The sequence below is a fragment of the Methylobacterium sp. 88A genome, assembly GCF_000376345.1.
Classification (GTDB): Bacteria; Pseudomonadota; Alphaproteobacteria; order Rhizobiales; family Beijerinckiaceae; genus Methylobacterium; species Methylobacterium bullatum.
The window spans coordinates 2,257,963-2,273,296 of the sequence record NZ_AQVT01000001.1 but is presented as its reverse complement, the minus strand read 5'-3'; the positions used below and the strand labels follow the sequence as shown (position 1 = coordinate 2,273,296).

The window sequence follows — 15,334 nt, the reverse complement described above, 5'->3', positions numbered from 1 at the left end:
CTGCGCCGGGAAGGGTGAAGGATTCCGTCATCGGAGGGCGCCTGTCTCGGGGTGTCGCGATCACGGTGCCGTGTTCCGCCATAAAAGTCCGTAGAGGGTCAGGAAGGAGAACGCGTAGATCGCGACATAGATCGCGTTCAGCCACAGACTCCACTGCGCCGGATCGGGCAGCGCCTTGAGGAGCAGGACGAAGGCCAGCGCCTTGAAGGCGATGAGGGCGGTGGTGACGCCCGCGCGCACCCCCAGTCGGCCGAAGGCGAAGAACAGTTCGCCCTGAAATTCGAGGAGATTGCGCACCGCCGGCACGGCGACGATGACGGTGAGCATGCCGTAGGCCGCCGAGACGTTCGGGCCGAGAAGGTCGGGCCGGATGTAGAGGACGGCGACCATGAAGACGAGGGCACCCGTCGAGACGGCCGCCACCATCGCCTCCACCTTCAGGCATTCGCGCAAGGACGCGCGGGTGGCGCGGCCGGCCTGGATGAGCTTGCGCGAATACATCATGAACATCGGCCGCAGCGGCACGCCGGTGAGATCGATGAGTCGCATCGAGATGGCGTAGATGCCCGCCATGCGCTCGCCGGCCAGCGTCAGGACGATGAGCTTGTCGATCTCGCCCTGGGCCAGGAACATGAAGTAGGAGGCGGCGTAGAGGAGCCCGTCGCGCAGCCGGCCCTTGAGCAGCACCGCGCGGAACCGCATCCGCGTGCGCGGATGGAAGAGAAAGGCGAGGACGGTCACCGAGACCGCGTTGCCGACGAGATAGTAGAGCGCCCAGGTCTCGGCATCGCCACCGCCCGCGGCCCAGAACGCCACGGCGGCGGCGGCGCGAAATCCCACCGGAAGCGACACCACGGTGGCCGCGGCGGCGTAGCGGCCGAGTCCGTTGTTCACCTGGACGAGGAGCTCGATCTGGCGCCACAGCGCCACCTCGACCACGATGATCGCGAGATAGCCGGGCAGGGCGATCACGTTGCGGAACAGCAGGACGTAGAGGGCCAGCGAGAGGCCGAGCATGATCGGCAAGGCGAGCCCGAAACAGGCATAGTAGACGGCGAGATATCCTCCCATCGACGAGCGCCGGCCGGCGGCAGAGCGCATCACGAAGGATTGGAAGCCGAAGCCCGCCAGACAACCGATCATCACGCCCGCCGCCGAGACAGAGGCGAAGACGCCCATCTCCGCGAGGCTCAGCGTGTTGGCGAGAACCAGGAAGTAGATCATCTGGAGCGCGAGGCGCCCGCCGGCGCCGGCCAGGAGCTGGCCGTAGCCGATCAGCACGGTGCGGTGGGTCGACCATGCGCCGGCCACGAGGCGCAAGGGCGCGAGGCGCAGGCTCCCGAGGCGGCGTCCCGCGCCGGGTGTCGGATTTCGGGACGATTGGGCGGTCATGGCCGATGCATCCGCAGAGCCCGTGCCACGAAACGGGGCAGGAGGAGGGCCGGCCTCGCCCGAGGCGGGCGGGTCGGAACGAGGCGCCGTCGAGTTCTGGCGCTAAGGTGCATGGTTCGATCGCCGGGCGGCGGACGGCATGCCGCACCGATCGAACGTATCGGGACGTCTATCATCTCATGTGCGGACCCGAACTTGCAAAATCCTTCGCCATGCCCCGGCGGAGTGTGCCGTTTTGGACGTTTCCCACCCGTCGCGAGGTTTCGGCATGAGACAGGGCTTTCCCCATCGCCGGTCCATCCTCAAGGGAGCCCTGGGCGGCGTGCTCGGCGCGGGAGGCATCCTGCACGACCGTCCGGTCCTCGCCGCTCCGCGAAAGACGACCCCGTTCGGCGCCGCCGTCCGGGGGGACGCGCTCATGGCGGATACCGGCTACGGTGCCGCCCTCGCGGAGAGGTGCCGCCTGCTGGTGCCGGAGGGCGCCCTGAAATGGCCGGTCCTGCGGCCGAACCGGGAGACGTTCGATTTCGGCGACGCCGACCGGATCGCCGCCTTCGCCCGCCGGAACGGGCTCGGCCTGCGCGGCCACACCCTGGCCTGGTATGGCGGAATGCCGGCCTGGGCGGAGGCGATCACCAGCCGGGTCGAGGCGGAATGGGTGCTGACCGGCCATATCGAGACGGTGGTGTCCCGCTATCGCGGCTTCATCGGTTCGTGGGACGTGGTGAACGAGCCGATGCCCGACGATCCGGCCTCGCCGCAGGACCTGCGCCCCTTCGTCTGGACGAAGACTCTCGGGGCCGAATACATCCCGATCGCCTTCAAGGCCGCCCACGCGGCCGATCCCGCGGCCCGGCTCGTCCTCAACGAATACGACATCGAGTATGTCGGCCCGCGCTTCGCCATGCGGCGCGCCGGCATCCTCGCCATCGCGCGCTCCCTTCTCGACCGGGGCATCCCGATCCACGCCATCGGCCTGCAGGCGCACCTGTTCGCCGACCGGGAGATCGACCGGGACGGCCTTCAGGGCTTCCTGCGGGAGATCGCGGCGATGAAGCTCGACGTCCTGATCACCGAGCTCGACGTGATCGATGTCGGCCTGCCCAGGGACGTCGCCATCCGCGACGAGATCATCGCGCGGAAAGCGGCCGACTTCCTGCGGATCGTGGATGAGGTGATACCACCGAGCGAGGTCCTTACCTGGGGTATTACGGATCGTTATACCTGGGTGCCGATATACTTCACCCGTCCCGACGGCACGGCGAACCGGCCGCTCCCCCTGGATTCCGACCTGAGGCCCAAGCCGCTGATGAATGTGATTGAGCGCTTCACCGGAAGCGCGTCGTGATGGCGCGCGCCAATCCTTTCGACGCGGTGGTCTGCGTCCCGACCTTCAAACGGCCGGAGCACCTCGTCCAGACCCTCGCCTCCCTGGCGCGCCAGCGGACCGGCCTCCGCTTCGCCGTCGTGGTGGTGGACAACGACGGCGCGTCGCAGGCCGGCTCGGCGGCCGCCGAAGCGGTGTTCGCGAAGGGACCGCTCCAGGGCCAATGCGTGGTCGAGCAGCGCCAGGGCAATTGCTCGGCGATCAACCGCGCCTTCACCACTGCCCTCGCGGCCTATCCCGACACCCGTTATTTCCTGATGATCGACGACGACGAGCTGGCACAGCCCGACTGGCTGGAGCGCATGGTGGCCACGGCGCAGCGCACAGGAGCCGGCATCGTCGGCGGCCCGGTGATCCCGCGCTTCCAACCGGGAACACGGCCCGGCCTCGACACCCACCCCGCCTTCGCCCCCGCCTATGACAAGAGCGGGCCGGTTCCGATGATCTACGGCAGCGGCAATTGCCTGATCACGCGGCGCACCTTCGCGCTGATGGGAGCTCCGCCCTTCGACACGAGCTATAATTTCCTCGGCGGCGGCGACACCGACTTCTTCACCCGTGCCCGCCGCTCCGGCGTGACCTTCTACTGGGAGGCGGATGCGGTCATCACCGAGACGGTGCCTCTCGCCCGCACGCGGACGGGATGGCTCGCCGCACGCGGCCTGCGGATCGGCGCCATCAATTACCGGATCGAGCGCAAGCATGCGCAGGGCAGTCTGGGCCTCGTGACCCTGGCCGGCAAATCCTTCGCCATCTTCGGGGTCTCGTTCGGACGTGCCATCCTCAATCTGGTGCGGACACGGGAACCCACCATCGCCCTGCATCCGATCCTCGTGGCCCTCGGACGCTGCTTCGCGGCCCTGGGCATCGAGCCGCAGCCCTACCGCGCCAGCACCCCGCGTCTGCGGACGCGCGGGAGATGAAGGAGGCGGGTCGATGAAGACGGGGGCGATCGGAGTGCCGGCATCGGAGGCCGCGCCCGGCGGATGGCGCCGCCTGCAGGCGGTACTCGCGGACACGCCCGCCATCCTCATCGCGCGCAAGGTCGTCTTCCTCGCTGTCCTGCTGCTCAGCTGGATCTCGCTCAAACCGTTCCAGGATCTCAGCAATCCGGACGTCCTGGAACTCGCCACGGGGCGGGAGGGGCTCACCTATGCGGGCTTCGGCCTGTTCGCGCTGCTGTGCCTCGCCCTGACGCTCCCGGCTCACGCCAAAGCCTTGCGCGGCTTCGCCTCGCCCTGGTTCCTGGCGCTCGGAGCCTGGCTCGCCGTGAACGTCGTGCTGTCGCAGGATCCCGTGACGTCGGCCAAGCGCCTGACCCTCGCGGGCTCCGTGATGCTGGCAGCCGCCTGCCTGCCCCTGCTGGCGCGGTCGAGGACCGATCTGCGCAACCTCCTGGCCATCGCCTCCTTGCTGCTGCTGAGCGCCTGCTATCTCGGTATGCTGCTCGTACCGGACCTCGCCATCCATCAGGCGAAGGACGTGGGGGAGCCCATGCTCGCGGGCAATTGGCGCGGCGTGTTCGGCCATAAGAACAGTGCGGCGGCGGTCATGGCCATGCTGGTCTTCATCGGCATCGCCGTGGCGCGTTCGGGGCTCGCGACGGTGGGCCTCGTCATCGTCGCCCTGTCGGCGCTGTTCCTCCTCGGCTCGGAAGGCAAGAGCGCGACGGCGCTCCTGGTGGCGGTGCTGGCGATCACGGGGCTGTTCGGCGTCATCCGTTCGTTCGCGGGCCGAATCCTCCTCACTCTGGTTCCGCTCTTCACGATCAACCTGTTCAGCGTCGGTACGGTGGTGAGCGAGCCCCTCGCCGCCGTCGTGCGGGCTCTGCCCGTGGATTCCACCTTCACCGGTCGGACCGATGTGTGGGAGTTCGCCATCGAGGCCCTCACAGCGCGTCCGCTCACCGGCTACGGCTTCTCGGCATTCTGGAACAACGTCACCGTGCGCGCGGCGTCCGATGACGGGTCGAGCTGGGCCGGATACGCCTCGCACAGCCACAACAGCTATCTCGACACCGCCATCACCCTGGGCCTGCCCGGCCTCGTTCTCGTTCTCGCGATCTTCGTCGCCGCCCCCCTGCGGGACGTGATGAGGATCGAGGCGAACGGCCGGGCCGGCCCGCTGGTGACGATGTTCGTGCAGGTCTGGCTGTTCGGCCTGCTGCTCTCCTGCATGGAGAGCTTCTTCTTTGATGGAGGAGACCCGGTCTGGGTCACCTTCCTGATCTCCGTCTTCGGCCTGCGCTACCTCGCCCGTTTCCGCAGCGCGTGAGACGCCCCACGTTCGGGATGGCGCCCTCAGAACTCGATGATTCCGACGGCCCAGCCGCCGAGGGTCATCAGCAGGCCGCACCAGAGCACGGTCGCCACGCAGCCGACGACCAGCCCGCCGACCGCCCAGTGTCCGGACCAGCCGGACCTGCTCGTTTCCGGAACGCCGCTTGGGTCAGATTGGGTCATGACGCGTCTCCTTGCCCTTCGATCGCTGCGAAAGGGCAAGGTTCGCACCCCGGACCGTCAGCCGAGGGCATCCCTCAGGCTGCTGGCCGCGTCGGCGAACCAGACCCGGCGATCGAGGGCGGGGGGCAGAGTCGGCCGTGCCGACGCGGCCAGGGCGAGATCGGCATAGGCCTCCGGTCCGGCGCCGCCCGGGGCGAGGACGATGGCCCCGCCGGACAGGAGCGCGCGGAAGCGCGGATGGTGATCGAACTCGTCCGCGCGGGCCGGCTCGGTGACGATGACCGGGCGTCCGGCCTGGACGCAGGCCAGGATGCTGGCGCGGCGCGCGGTGAGCCCCTCGGGGAGGACGTAGACGAAGGCATCGACCTCGTCGAACAGGCCGAACAGCTCCTCCGGCGAGGCGACGTAGCCGGAGACCACGACGGTCCCGGCGAGGCCGAGTGCCGCGACCTTGTTCCGGAAAATCTCCTCGATTCCGTCCGAGGCGCGGATGAACGAACCGATGAAGACGACGAGCGGGTCGGCGCCGCGGGCCTTCAGGCTGGCGGCTATGTCGAGGATCGCCTCCGGCTGCTTGCCCGGATAGATCGAGCCGAAATGACCGACCACGAGACGGCCCTGCCCGCGGGCGGCGCGCATCCGCTCGGACAGGGCGCTCGGCACGCTGATTTCGGGCCGCGTGATGTTCGGGGGCAGGGGCATCATCACTGCCCGCCGGGCGAGACGGCCGATCACCGGATCGGCGGCGAGCTCGTCCCGGACCTGGGGCGACAGGAGGACGATCGTGTCCGCGAGGAGGAGAAGCGGCCTCAGCACGAGCCGGCGCAGGCGGTGCAGGCTGCCCCATTCGTGCAGGATCGCGACCCGTCGCCGGCCTCGCAGGAGCGCGATGGCGAAAGCCGAAGGCGGCCCGGAGAACGCCCGCTTCCAGGCGACCACGGGCAGGTTGGCGACGACCGCGCGGCTCTTCCCCACGGCGCGCCAGATCTGGCCGAGCGGCACGCGGCCCGGCGCGAGCACGAGGGTCTCCTGAGGCCGGCCCTGAAGCCCGAGCGCCTCCACCAGCTGGCCCGCGAAATCGCCGACGCCGCAGGGCGGATGCCCCGTTCCCATGAGATGGAGGCAAGGGGAGGGTGCCTTCGTCTCTCCCGGTCCAGGGCGTTGCGTCATGCGGCGAGATTCCGGAAGAGTATGCGGCCGGGGGGCCTAAGCAGGTTCGGCAAAAGCGGTCACCGGTTTTGCGTTCCAAAACCTGCGACACTTCAAAGGTCTAAGCGAGGTGAAGCGTTGGCTTGCCGATGCGAACCTGCTTAGCAGACCGTCGCTTGCGAAAGGCTTTCGCCCGAACGACCTCGAACCGGCGAGCCTTCGACCGTCTGCCCTCCCCACGGGGTCCCGTGCCTGTTTGGTCCGCGTCAGGCAGATCGCGGAGGAAGGAGACGACGCGCTCGGCCGCCCCGGCCCGCATCATGCCATGCCCGTGAGACCGATGTCGCCCGACCTGCTAAGCTGACACGGTCATGATCGCGCTTTCGCCCCCGCCGGCAACCGTTGCGCCCGATGCCGATGCACTGTTCCGGCTCCTCGCCGGCATACTCTCGGAGGATGACCGGATCGTCATCGCGCGGGCCGATTACGGGCAGGATGCCGACGCGCACCTCGCCGCCCTCCGGACCTTCATCCGGGACGGCACGCTCGCGCGCCTTTCGTGGTGGCCGCGGGAGGTGCTGGAACTCACGCGCTGGGATGAGCCGGCCCATGAGGCCTCTGAGGTAAAACGGCACTGGCGGCGCGCCTTCGCCTGCGCGGCGCTCCTCCGGGCGATGGGCGAGCCGGACAACCGGGATCTGGACGGGCAGAGCCAGACGCTGGCCAGCCTGCTCGACAGCCTTCACGCTCTGGGCCGGCTTCCGCGATCCCGTGCGGAGAACGCCGTCGTGGAGAAGCTGGACGACACGGCGACGGCGTTCCTCGCCTGGCTGACACCCCGCCTCGTCGCCGACGAGGGGACGGAACTGCCGTTCTATGGGCTCGGCCTGTTGTGGTGCGCGCTCGGGACCGATGCGTCGGATGCGGACCTCGTGTCCCTCGCCGATTGGGTGATGGCGGCCGAGGCGGCAGTCACGCGCCAGCGCCCCACCAACGGACCGTCCACCCACCGGTGGCTCCTCGACACGACGCCCTACGACCAACGCCACCATCTCTGGCGCGCGATGGGGGACAGGCTGCCCGACCGGCTGGCCCCCCGGCATGGAGCCGGGTTGTCCTCCGCCGTCCGCAGGATCGCGGCCATGCTCGTCGGCGGGGAGGGGCCGGCATCGCCCCCGGCAGGATCCGCAGTGCCATGACGACGTATTCACGCGGCCCGCGCAGAAATCCTGTCCCGGCGGCACCGCGAATGCAAAGATTCCATCTCAGTCGGATATGATGTCCGGAAATGGATCGCCCCTGTCCCGCAGGGGGACCGACCCACCTCGTCTGAAGAGCAGCGGGACACGATACGGATTGACCGTAGCCATGAACGACCCGATCTTCACCTCCTGGGACGAAACTCACAGCGCCCTCTGGGGCCACCAGCCCCTGCGGCTCCAGCATCGGCTGCACCAATCCCCCCTGTTCTCGCGGGAGGCCCTGGCCGACCTGATCGACACCTATCCGCGCGACCGGTACAGCCTCGTCCATATGGGTGCGCCCGGTCAGCGCAAGTTCTGGCGCGAGGGCGAAACCGGGGGACTTCCCGGTGCGCAGGTGATCGAGTCCATCGCGCAGGGGCGGATGTGGCTCAACCTGCGCAATGTCGAGACCGTCGACCGGCGCTACCGCGACACGCTCGACACCATGTTCGAGGAGCTGGCCCGGCGCGTTCCCCGCTTCTCGCCGGCGAAATCCACCTGCGGCATCCTGATCTCGTCGCCCAACGCCCAGGTCTATTATCATGCCGACCTGCCGGGGCAGCACCTGTGGCAGATCATCGGCGCCAAGCGGGTCTACGTCTATCCCTCGACCCCGCCCTTCGTGACGCCGAGGCATCTCGAGGACATCGCCTTGTTCGATGTGGAGGTCGATATGCCCTACGCCCCCTGGTACGACGCCCATGCCCAGGTGATGGAGCTGTCGCCCGGCCAGATGCTGAGCTGGCCCCTCAACGCGCCTCACCGGGTCGAAAACCTCGACTGCCTCAACGTGTCGATGACGGTCTCCTTCGTGGACGAGCCGATCCGCCGCAAGCAGATCGTCAACCTCGCCAACGGCATGCTGCGCCATCGCTTCGGCCGCGAACCGGCGAGCCACGCCATCACCGGGCCGGGCTACTGGTCGAAGGCGGTGATGCAGAAGCTTCTGCGTGACGGCGCCTGGGTGAAGAAGGAGCGCGCGGCCCGCCGCGCCGTCGATTTCCGCCTTGATGCGGCCCGTCCGGGCCAGATCCTCGAACTCTCCGCTCCGGCGTGAGCGGGACGGCGCTCCCGGCCCATCGCCGGGGCATCGCGCCATCGGGAACCGGCGCGTCCGGAGCGCGGAGCTACGATGTGGCGATCGCATCCGACTGGACGGAGTGCGTGCCCGGATGGACCGGTGCGCCGACGCCGTTCCAGGATCCGGCCTGGATCGAGACCTGGTACGAATCGCTCCACGCCCGCGCGGGGCTGACGCCCCTCCTGGTGACGGCGCGGGACAGGGCGACGGGCGCGCTCGCGCTGCATCTTCCCCTCGTGATCGACGAGACGGGGACCCGCCGCATCATCGCCTTCGCCGATCTCGGCCTCACCGATTACAACGCGCCGCTTCTCGGCCCAGCGGCTCCGAGGGACCATGCCGGCGCCCTGGAGCTATGGCGGGCGATCCGCTCCGCGCTGCCCCGCGCCGACCTTCTCTCCCTGCGCAAGATGCCGGCGGCCTTGGCCGACGGGCCCAATCCGCTGTCCCTCCTCAGGGGCGTGTGCCCGTGCCCGCTAAACGGCAACGAGGTCAGGACGGGCGAGGATTGGGAGGCCTATCATCGCAGCCTCGCCAAGACCGTGCGCAAGGAGCTGGAGCGAAGCTGGCGGGTGTTCTCCCGCGAGCCCGAGACGGGTTTCGGCATCGTCACCGACCAGGACGAGGCGCAGCGGGTCCTGGAGGTGATGGCGCGCCAGCAGGAGGCGCGCATGCGCAGCATCGGCGCCGATTACCGCCTCGACGAGGCCGAGTTCGACGCCTTCTACCGTCGCCTCGTCGGACGAGGGCTCGGCCGCGGCTATGCCGTCGTCAGCGCCCTGATGGCGGGAGACGAGGTCGTTGCCGCGCTGCTCGGCATCCGCGATGCCGACACCTACGTCATGATCCGCATCAGCAATGCCGGGGAGGGGTGGTCGAACTGCTCGCCGGGCCGCCTCGTGATCGACAAGACCATGGAGGCCCTCCACCGAGAGGGCTGCCGCTCGTTCGATTTCAGCATCGGCGACTACGATTACAAACGTCGTTTCGGGGTCGAGCCGCTGCCGCTGGTGGACCTCGTCGCGCCGCTCGGCTGGCGCGGCCTGACGGGCGCGGCGCGGGCGAGGCTGGTCGCGACCCTGCGCCGCTATCCCGCCCTCGACAGGCGGGTGCGGGACATCGCCTGCCGGGGCATCCTGCTCTGGCGCAAGCGCCGCTCGTGAGGGCGGCGGCTTCCCAGCATGGTCGTTGCCTAGCTCGGCAAAAACCAGAACCCTTTTCTCCCGCCGCTGCTGTATTCCAACACCGTGCTTTCATCGGCCGGACGGAGACAGCCCCGCATGAGCCAACCTCGTCGCCTGCATCTCGGCGCCTTCATGCGGCCGATCGGCATCCACACCGCGTGGTGGCGCTATCCCGGCGGATATCCGGACGCGAATTTCAGCTTTCCCCATCTCAAGCGCTTCGCCCAGCGCCTGGAGGCGGCCAAGTTCGATGCGTTCTTCATGGCCGACCATCTGGCGGTGATGAACATGCCCATGGCCGCGCTGAAGCGCAGCGCCACTGTGACCTCCTTCGACCCGATGACCCTGCTGCCGGCCCTCGCCGCCGTCACCGAACGGATCGGGCTCATCGCCACGGCCTCCACGACCTATAACGAGCCCTATCACGTGGCCCGGAAGTTCGCCTCCCTCGACCATATCTCCAACGGTCGCGCCGGCTGGAACCTCGTCACCTCCGGCAACCCGGACGAGGCCCTGAATTTCGGCCGCGATGCCCATCTCGACCACGCGGTCCGGTATGCCCGCGCCCGCGAGTTCTTCGACGTTGTCACCGGCCTGTGGGATTCCTGGGCCGACGACGCCTTCATCCGCGACGTGGAGGAGGGGGTCTATTTCGACCCCGACAAACTCCATGTCCTCGACCATGCCGGCGAGTTCCTGAAGGTGAAGGGGCCGCTCAACATCGCCCGCCCCGTCCAGGGCTGGCCGGTGATCGTGCAGGCGGGGGCATCGGAGGCCGGACGCCAGATCGCCGCCGAGACCGCCGAGATGGTGTTCGGCGCCGGCTCGAAACTCGCCGCCGCCCAGGAGTTCTACGCCGACGTGAAAGGCAGGATGCCCGCCGCCGGCCGTGATCCCGACCATCTCAAGATCCTGCCCGGCGCCTTCATCGTCCTCGGCGAGACACGCGACGAAGCCGAGGCCAAGAAGGCCCGGCTCGATGCGCTCGTGCCCACGGACAGCGGCATCGCCAACCTCTCGGTGCGCCTCGGCGTCGATGCCTCGGGCTTCGACCTCGACGCGCCCCTGCCCGATCTCCCGGAGACCAATGCCAGCAAGAGCGCCCAGGCCCAGATCGTCGGCTATGCCCGGAAGACCGGGGCCACGGTGCGCGAACTCGCCCAGCGGGTCGGCGGCTATGGCGGGCTCACCATGGTGGGGACGCCGGCCGAGGTGGCCGACCAGATGGAGGAATGGCTCGTGACGCGGGCCTGCGACGGCTTCAACGTCATGTTCCCGTTCGTGCCGGAAGGCCTCGACGACGTGGTCGATACCCTGGTGCCGGAACTCCAGCGGCGGGGCCTGTTCCGCACCGAATACGAAGGCACGACCTTGCGCGACCATCTCGGCCTGCCGCGCCCGGCCAACCAGTTCTTCCCGGCCTGACGGACGGGCCGCCCTCCGACCGGGGAGGGCGGCGTTCTCGGGTCAGGCGGCGCGGCGGTTGACCTGGCTCTCGGCCAAACGTGTCAGGCGCTCGTCGGTGGCGCGCTCCTCGTCCAGGGTCTGCTGCAGCACGCCGGCGCAATCGTCCCGGCCGAGCTGCTTGGCCCAGGCCACGAGGGTGCCGTAGCGCGTGATCTCGTAATGCTCCACCGCCTGGGCGGAGGCGATGAGGGCGGCATCGAGAACCTGCTTGTCGCCGATCTCTCCGGAAACCTCGTTGGTCTCCTTGATGATGCCGTCGATGGCCGGGCAGGTCACCGCCTTCGGCGTATGGCCATGCATCTTGAAGACCCTCTCCAGGCGCTCGATCTGGCCTTCGGTTTCCTTGAGGTGCTTCTCGAACCCACTTTTGAGTTCGGGAGCGGTCGCCTTGGCGATCATCTTCGGCAGCGCCTTGGTGATCTGATTCTCGGCGTAATAGATGTCCTGCAGGGTGTGCACGAACAGGTCGTCGAGGGTCTGGATGTCCTTGGTGAAAATGCCCATGGCTCGTTCCTCCGTGAGTGAATTCGTGACGCATCGGACAGGCGCGGCACGCTTTCATCGACGATGGCCTGGATCATGACCCAGCGACTATTTGTACACGGCAAAGATCGATCCAGGTGACGTCATGATTTCGGCGCGCGCTTGCTAGGACGGATCAAGAGATTCACGCCGCGATGGTTCCGGACGACATGAGGCGGCAGCGGTCGGGATTCGCCTCGCCGCGGCGATGGACCGCGCCCCTCTCACGGATGTGCGGGCGCCGCGCCGGAGAACCGGATCGGCCCGGGGCAGGGGAGTGCCTGAGGCGTCGAGCCGCGGCAGTGCAACATCATTCGACGCGTGAACCAAATTAAGGCATGCTCGAATTACCGGCATGTACTGTTTTTCGTACGTTTAGCCGGTGCAAATATCAGACACAGCTCATATCATCACGAGACGTCGGGGGCATGAACGCCCAGCAGCCATCGGAGACGTCGAACCATGACTTTGAGCGCACCTCGGAATTCGGCCGAAATCTTCACTTTCGTGCCCAGAAAGAGCGCATCACCCGCACGTGCCTATTCGACGGGCATGCGGAAGGGCGTCAACGCCGTGGTGGAGCTCGCAGGGCGCATGTCGCAGCCGACGGCGTTGCCAAGGATGGATTTCGGCGACAGCTGGTACCATGCCGAGGCGATCCTGGAGGATGGCCGCAGCCGGAAGCTCTGACGGGCGCCACGCATCACGGGACATGGTATCGCTCCGGTGCCGGAACGCGGGACGCACCGCGCCTCCGGCCAGCCGGAGACCGCGATGAAGCCGCCGATCGGACGCGAGACCACGTTGTGCATGTCCCTGTCGGGACGACCGGGCCAATTCGGGTCGCGCTTCCACAACCGGCTCTACGAGCTCATGGGGCTCGACTACGTCTACAAGGCCTTCACCACCACCGACCTGCCCGCCGCGATCGGCGGCATACGGGCTCTGGGCATCCGAGGCTGCGCCGTCTCGATGCCGTTCAAGGAGGCCGTGATCCCGCTTCTCGATCGCCTCGAAGCCTCGGCGGCGGCCATCGACAGCGTCAACACGGTGGTGAACGAGGCCGGGTGCCTCACCGGCTACAACACCGATTACATCGCCATCCGCCTGCTCCTCGAAAAGCACGAGGTCGATCCGCTCACGCCGTTCCTCCTGCGCGGCTCCGGCGGCATGGCCAAGGCCGTCGTCGCGGCCCTGCGCGATGCGGGCTTCCCGAACGGCACGGTCGTGGCCCGCAACGAGCCGGCCGGACGGGCCCTGGCGGACAGCCATGGCTATGCCTGGCGCGCCGAGATCGGCGAGGCGCAGGCCCCACTCCTCATCAACGTCACGCCCCTCGGCATGGAAGGCCCGGAGGCCGATGCCCTCGCCTTCCCCACCCCTCAGATCGCCGCCAGCACCATCGCCTTCGACGTGGTGGCGCTGCCCTCGACGACGCCCTTCCTGCGCGCGGCCGAAGACGTGGGGAAGCGCCTCATCACCGGCCACGAGGTCGTGGTGCTGCAGGCCCTGGAGCAGTTCGTCCTGTATACCGGGCAGATTCCGGGCGAGGATCAGGTCGCCGACGCTGCGGCCTTCGCCCGAACCTGACGCGCTCTCTGCCCATGAGAGCTCATGCGCCGTTCCATGAGAGAAAACTAAGGGACTCCTGCAGGATATTTCCGTCTTTCGGCTTGCTTTGGCGGGGGGCGGGCAATAGGTATCTCTCAAGCGCGGTGAGCCCGCGCAATCGAGATGTCTTCTAAAGAAGACTTGCAACGCAGGAGAAACATCATGGCTTGGACTGCCCCCGTCGTTCAGGAAGTGTGTGTCGGCATGGAAGTCACCAGCTACGAGTCGGCTGAGATCGACACCTTCAACTGAAGTCGCCGGAAGCGTTCGAGCTTCCAGCGCATGACATGAGACTCACCTCTCCGCGACGAGCCGCCTCCGGGCGGCTTTTTGCGTTTTCAGGACCCGATAAGACCTGAGCCGCTCAGCGCTCGGTGCCGCCCTCGCGCTCCCGCCGCCGGCTCAGGATGGCATCCGGGCGAGCCACGATGATGGCGAGTTCGCTCTGACGCCTGAGGCCGAGCCTGCCGAAGATCGCCTCCAGGTGAACCGGCACGATGCCCTCGCGGATCGCGAGGGATTCCGCGCCTCCCAGGGCCAGCTTCCCCGGCCGATGGCCATCGCCACCAGGGCCTGCATCCGTGTCAGACCCAATTGCTCGGGTTGCGGCGCGATGGAGACGAGGTCCGGCGGCGGTCCATCGCGCTCGCCCCCTCGTCCGTGGCGGCACCGCCGCTGAAGACGGGGCCGTCCCGGGGAGGCGGAGCCGATGTGCGCGCCGGCACAGCGAAACGGATCGCGACCAGCCATGAACCATTCAGCCGCCATAGGCGCATGATCTCAAGGTGACGATCCGACCGCGACTCAGCCCAGGAACCCGACATGACCGTTGCACGTCCCTTCCGCTGGCTGCTCGCCCTCGTCACCCTGGTGATGCCGGCATCCCTGATCCAGAGCCGCCCCACGGTCGACGGATCCGAGCGCGGCAAGACGAAGGAACCCCAGAGCCAGGTCGTCTTCCGGCACTACATCTGATTCCATTGTCGGCCCCGGCGACAGGATCGCGGCAAAGGCGGCGGGCGCCCTTCAGGTACGGTTCAACCAGTACGGTCTAGCTTGAGCGGCCTTACGGGACAGGCCGCCGCGAATGCCCGGCGGAGGGATCGCGCAAGGCGCGTCGCGCACCCCCGTGGAAGCCATGCTCGCTCTACCCACAACCACCCTCGGCACGCCCGTCCTGCATATTCCGTCCACGACGTCGGCCCCGCCCCGCCCCGGCGCGGAGGCGTCCCACGCCTTCCTGCGCAGCACGATGCCAGCCCTCGACCGCGCTTTCGGCCTCGACTGCGCCGCCGACCTGCCCGAGGACATGGCACGGCTGATCGCCCGGCTTCATGCCGGCCCCTTGGGCGCCCCCTCGCAGGACACGGCGTCGGAGAGCACCGGACTGTCGGCGACGGCCTACGAGCCGGCCTGATCGCGGCGACAAACCGAGGCGCCGCCCTTGGCCCGATCCCCTCGACGACGGCGGTGCGGGCGGCACGGATAGGGCCGGATGGATTCCGTTCGACGCGTTCGCCCATGCCTTCGCGCCCATGCCTTCGCGCCCATGCCTTCGCGCCCATGCCTTCGCGCCCATGCCTTCGCGCCCATGCCTTCGCGCCCATGCCTTCGCGCCCATGCCTTCGCGCGCATCGTTCGTCGATCGCACGATGAGAAACCTCAGCGAGCGACGATCCGGCAGTCGACCCGGATAGGGTCCCGGCTCAATAATGAGCGCTGGACGACCGTTATATCCGACCGACCTATACTGTCTCGACGGATGATATTATTCTTTCCATGCGAAAAAACTGGTCGGTCTTTCAAATCCGATCCGGGCAGGTTAGTCCTGATTA

The 15,334-nt window shown here is 68.0% G+C and carries 17 protein-coding genes; 12 read left to right on the top strand and 5 right to left on the bottom strand.

What is annotated here, in order from left to right; all coding sequences use genetic code 11:
* Nucleotides 1–60: 60 nt before the first annotated feature.
* Nucleotides 61–1,392: a hypothetical protein gene (locus A3OM_RS0110865; RefSeq protein WP_018043786.1), complete on the bottom strand. Its 1,332-nt coding sequence runs from the start codon at nucleotides 1,390–1,392 to the stop codon at nucleotides 61–63.
* Between the two features lie 268 nt (nucleotides 1,393–1,660).
* Between A3OM_RS0110865 and A3OM_RS0110860 the strand changes: the two genes are divergently transcribed.
* Genes A3OM_RS0110860 through A3OM_RS0110850 form a run of 3 tightly spaced genes read left to right on the top strand, consistent with a single transcriptional unit; the run spans nucleotide 1,661 to nucleotide 5,053 of the window.
* Nucleotides 1,661–2,740 (top strand): endo-1,4-beta-xylanase, encoded by a 1,080-nt coding sequence (locus A3OM_RS0110860; protein WP_018043785.1) that lies wholly within the window; start codon nucleotides 1,661–1,663, stop codon nucleotides 2,738–2,740.
* The gene (locus A3OM_RS0110855; RefSeq protein ID WP_018043784.1) at nucleotides 2,740–3,702 is read left to right on the top strand and encodes a glycosyltransferase; all 963 of its coding nucleotides are present in this window, start codon (nucleotides 2,740–2,742) and stop codon (nucleotides 3,700–3,702) included. The genes A3OM_RS0110860 and A3OM_RS0110855 overlap by 1 nt, the downstream gene beginning before the upstream one ends.
* A gap of 13 nt (nucleotides 3,703–3,715) precedes the next feature.
* A complete protein-coding gene (locus A3OM_RS0110850; RefSeq protein WP_018043783.1) occupies nucleotides 3,716–5,053 on the top strand; it encodes an O-antigen ligase in 1,338 nt (445 codons plus the stop codon).
* A gap of 26 nt (nucleotides 5,054–5,079) precedes the next feature.
* Here the strand turns inward: A3OM_RS0110850 and A3OM_RS25820 are convergent, their stop codons facing one another.
* Entirely contained in the window at nucleotides 5,080–5,241 is a 162-nt protein-coding gene (locus tag A3OM_RS25820) for a hypothetical protein (protein WP_018043782.1), read from the bottom strand.
* A gap of 57 nt (nucleotides 5,242–5,298) precedes the next feature.
* Nucleotides 5,299–6,411, bottom strand: a complete 1,113-nt coding sequence (locus tag A3OM_RS0110840) for a hypothetical protein (RefSeq protein ID WP_245257782.1) — start codon at nucleotides 6,409–6,411, stop codon at nucleotides 5,299–5,301.
* Between the two features lie 350 nt (nucleotides 6,412–6,761).
* Between A3OM_RS0110840 and A3OM_RS23815 the strand changes: the two genes are divergently transcribed.
* From A3OM_RS23815 to A3OM_RS0110820, 4 genes are all read left to right on the top strand, one after another.
* Nucleotides 6,762–7,589 carry a hypothetical protein gene (locus A3OM_RS23815; protein WP_018043780.1) on the top strand — a complete coding sequence of 276 codons (828 nt, stop codon included), beginning with the start codon at nucleotides 6,762–6,764 and terminating at the stop codon, nucleotides 7,587–7,589.
* Nucleotides 7,590–7,758: 169 nt separating this feature from the next.
* The gene (locus tag A3OM_RS0110830) at nucleotides 7,759–8,691 is read left to right on the top strand and encodes a hypothetical protein (protein WP_018043779.1); all 933 of its coding nucleotides are present in this window, start codon (nucleotides 7,759–7,761) and stop codon (nucleotides 8,689–8,691) included.
* Between the two features lie 77 nt (nucleotides 8,692–8,768).
* Complete coding sequence (locus tag A3OM_RS0110825) at nucleotides 8,769–9,878, top strand: GNAT family N-acetyltransferase (RefSeq protein WP_245257781.1); 1,110 nt, start codon at nucleotides 8,769–8,771, stop codon at nucleotides 9,876–9,878.
* A 117-nt stretch (nucleotides 9,879–9,995) separates the two neighbouring features.
* On the top strand, nucleotides 9,996–11,324 hold the full coding sequence (locus A3OM_RS0110820; RefSeq protein ID WP_018043777.1) for an LLM class flavin-dependent oxidoreductase: 1,329 nt from the start codon (nucleotides 9,996–9,998) through the stop codon (nucleotides 11,322–11,324).
* Nucleotides 11,325–11,366: 42 nt separating this feature from the next.
* On the opposite strand, the gene A3OM_RS0110815 is transcribed toward A3OM_RS0110820, so the two are convergent.
* Entirely contained in the window at nucleotides 11,367–11,870 is a 504-nt protein-coding gene (locus A3OM_RS0110815; protein WP_018043776.1) for a ferritin-like domain-containing protein, read from the bottom strand.
* Nucleotides 11,871–12,395: 525 nt separating this feature from the next.
* Here A3OM_RS0110815 and A3OM_RS25815 point away from each other — a divergent pair.
* The 3 genes from A3OM_RS25815 to pqqA all read left to right on the top strand — a co-directional run bounded on the left by A3OM_RS25815 (nucleotide 12,396) and on the right by pqqA (nucleotide 13,751).
* The gene (locus tag A3OM_RS25815) at nucleotides 12,396–12,578 is read left to right on the top strand and encodes a hypothetical protein (protein WP_157196467.1); all 183 of its coding nucleotides are present in this window, start codon (nucleotides 12,396–12,398) and stop codon (nucleotides 12,576–12,578) included.
* Between the two features lie 84 nt (nucleotides 12,579–12,662).
* Nucleotides 12,663–13,478, top strand: coding sequence for a shikimate 5-dehydrogenase (locus A3OM_RS0110805; protein WP_018043774.1), 816 nt, complete (start codon nucleotides 12,663–12,665; stop codon nucleotides 13,476–13,478).
* Nucleotides 13,479–13,661: 183 nt separating this feature from the next.
* Nucleotides 13,662–13,751, top strand: a complete 90-nt coding sequence (pqqA, locus tag A3OM_RS23810) for a pyrroloquinoline quinone precursor peptide PqqA (protein WP_018043773.1) — start codon at nucleotides 13,662–13,664, stop codon at nucleotides 13,749–13,751.
* A gap of 112 nt (nucleotides 13,752–13,863) precedes the next feature.
* On the opposite strand, the gene A3OM_RS26570 is transcribed toward pqqA, so the two are convergent.
* A complete protein-coding gene (locus A3OM_RS26570; protein WP_018043772.1) occupies nucleotides 13,864–13,995 on the bottom strand; it encodes a hypothetical protein in 132 nt (43 codons plus the stop codon).
* A 326-nt stretch (nucleotides 13,996–14,321) separates the two neighbouring features.
* On the opposite strand from A3OM_RS26570, the gene A3OM_RS26115 reads away from it, so the two are divergent.
* Entirely contained in the window at nucleotides 14,322–14,474 is a 153-nt protein-coding gene (locus tag A3OM_RS26115; RefSeq protein WP_018043771.1) for a hypothetical protein, read from the top strand.
* A gap of 163 nt (nucleotides 14,475–14,637) precedes the next feature.
* A complete protein-coding gene (locus tag A3OM_RS0110785) occupies nucleotides 14,638–14,916 on the top strand; it encodes a hypothetical protein (protein ID WP_157196466.1) in 279 nt (92 codons plus the stop codon).
* The last annotated feature ends 418 nt before the right edge of the window (nucleotides 14,917–15,334 follow it).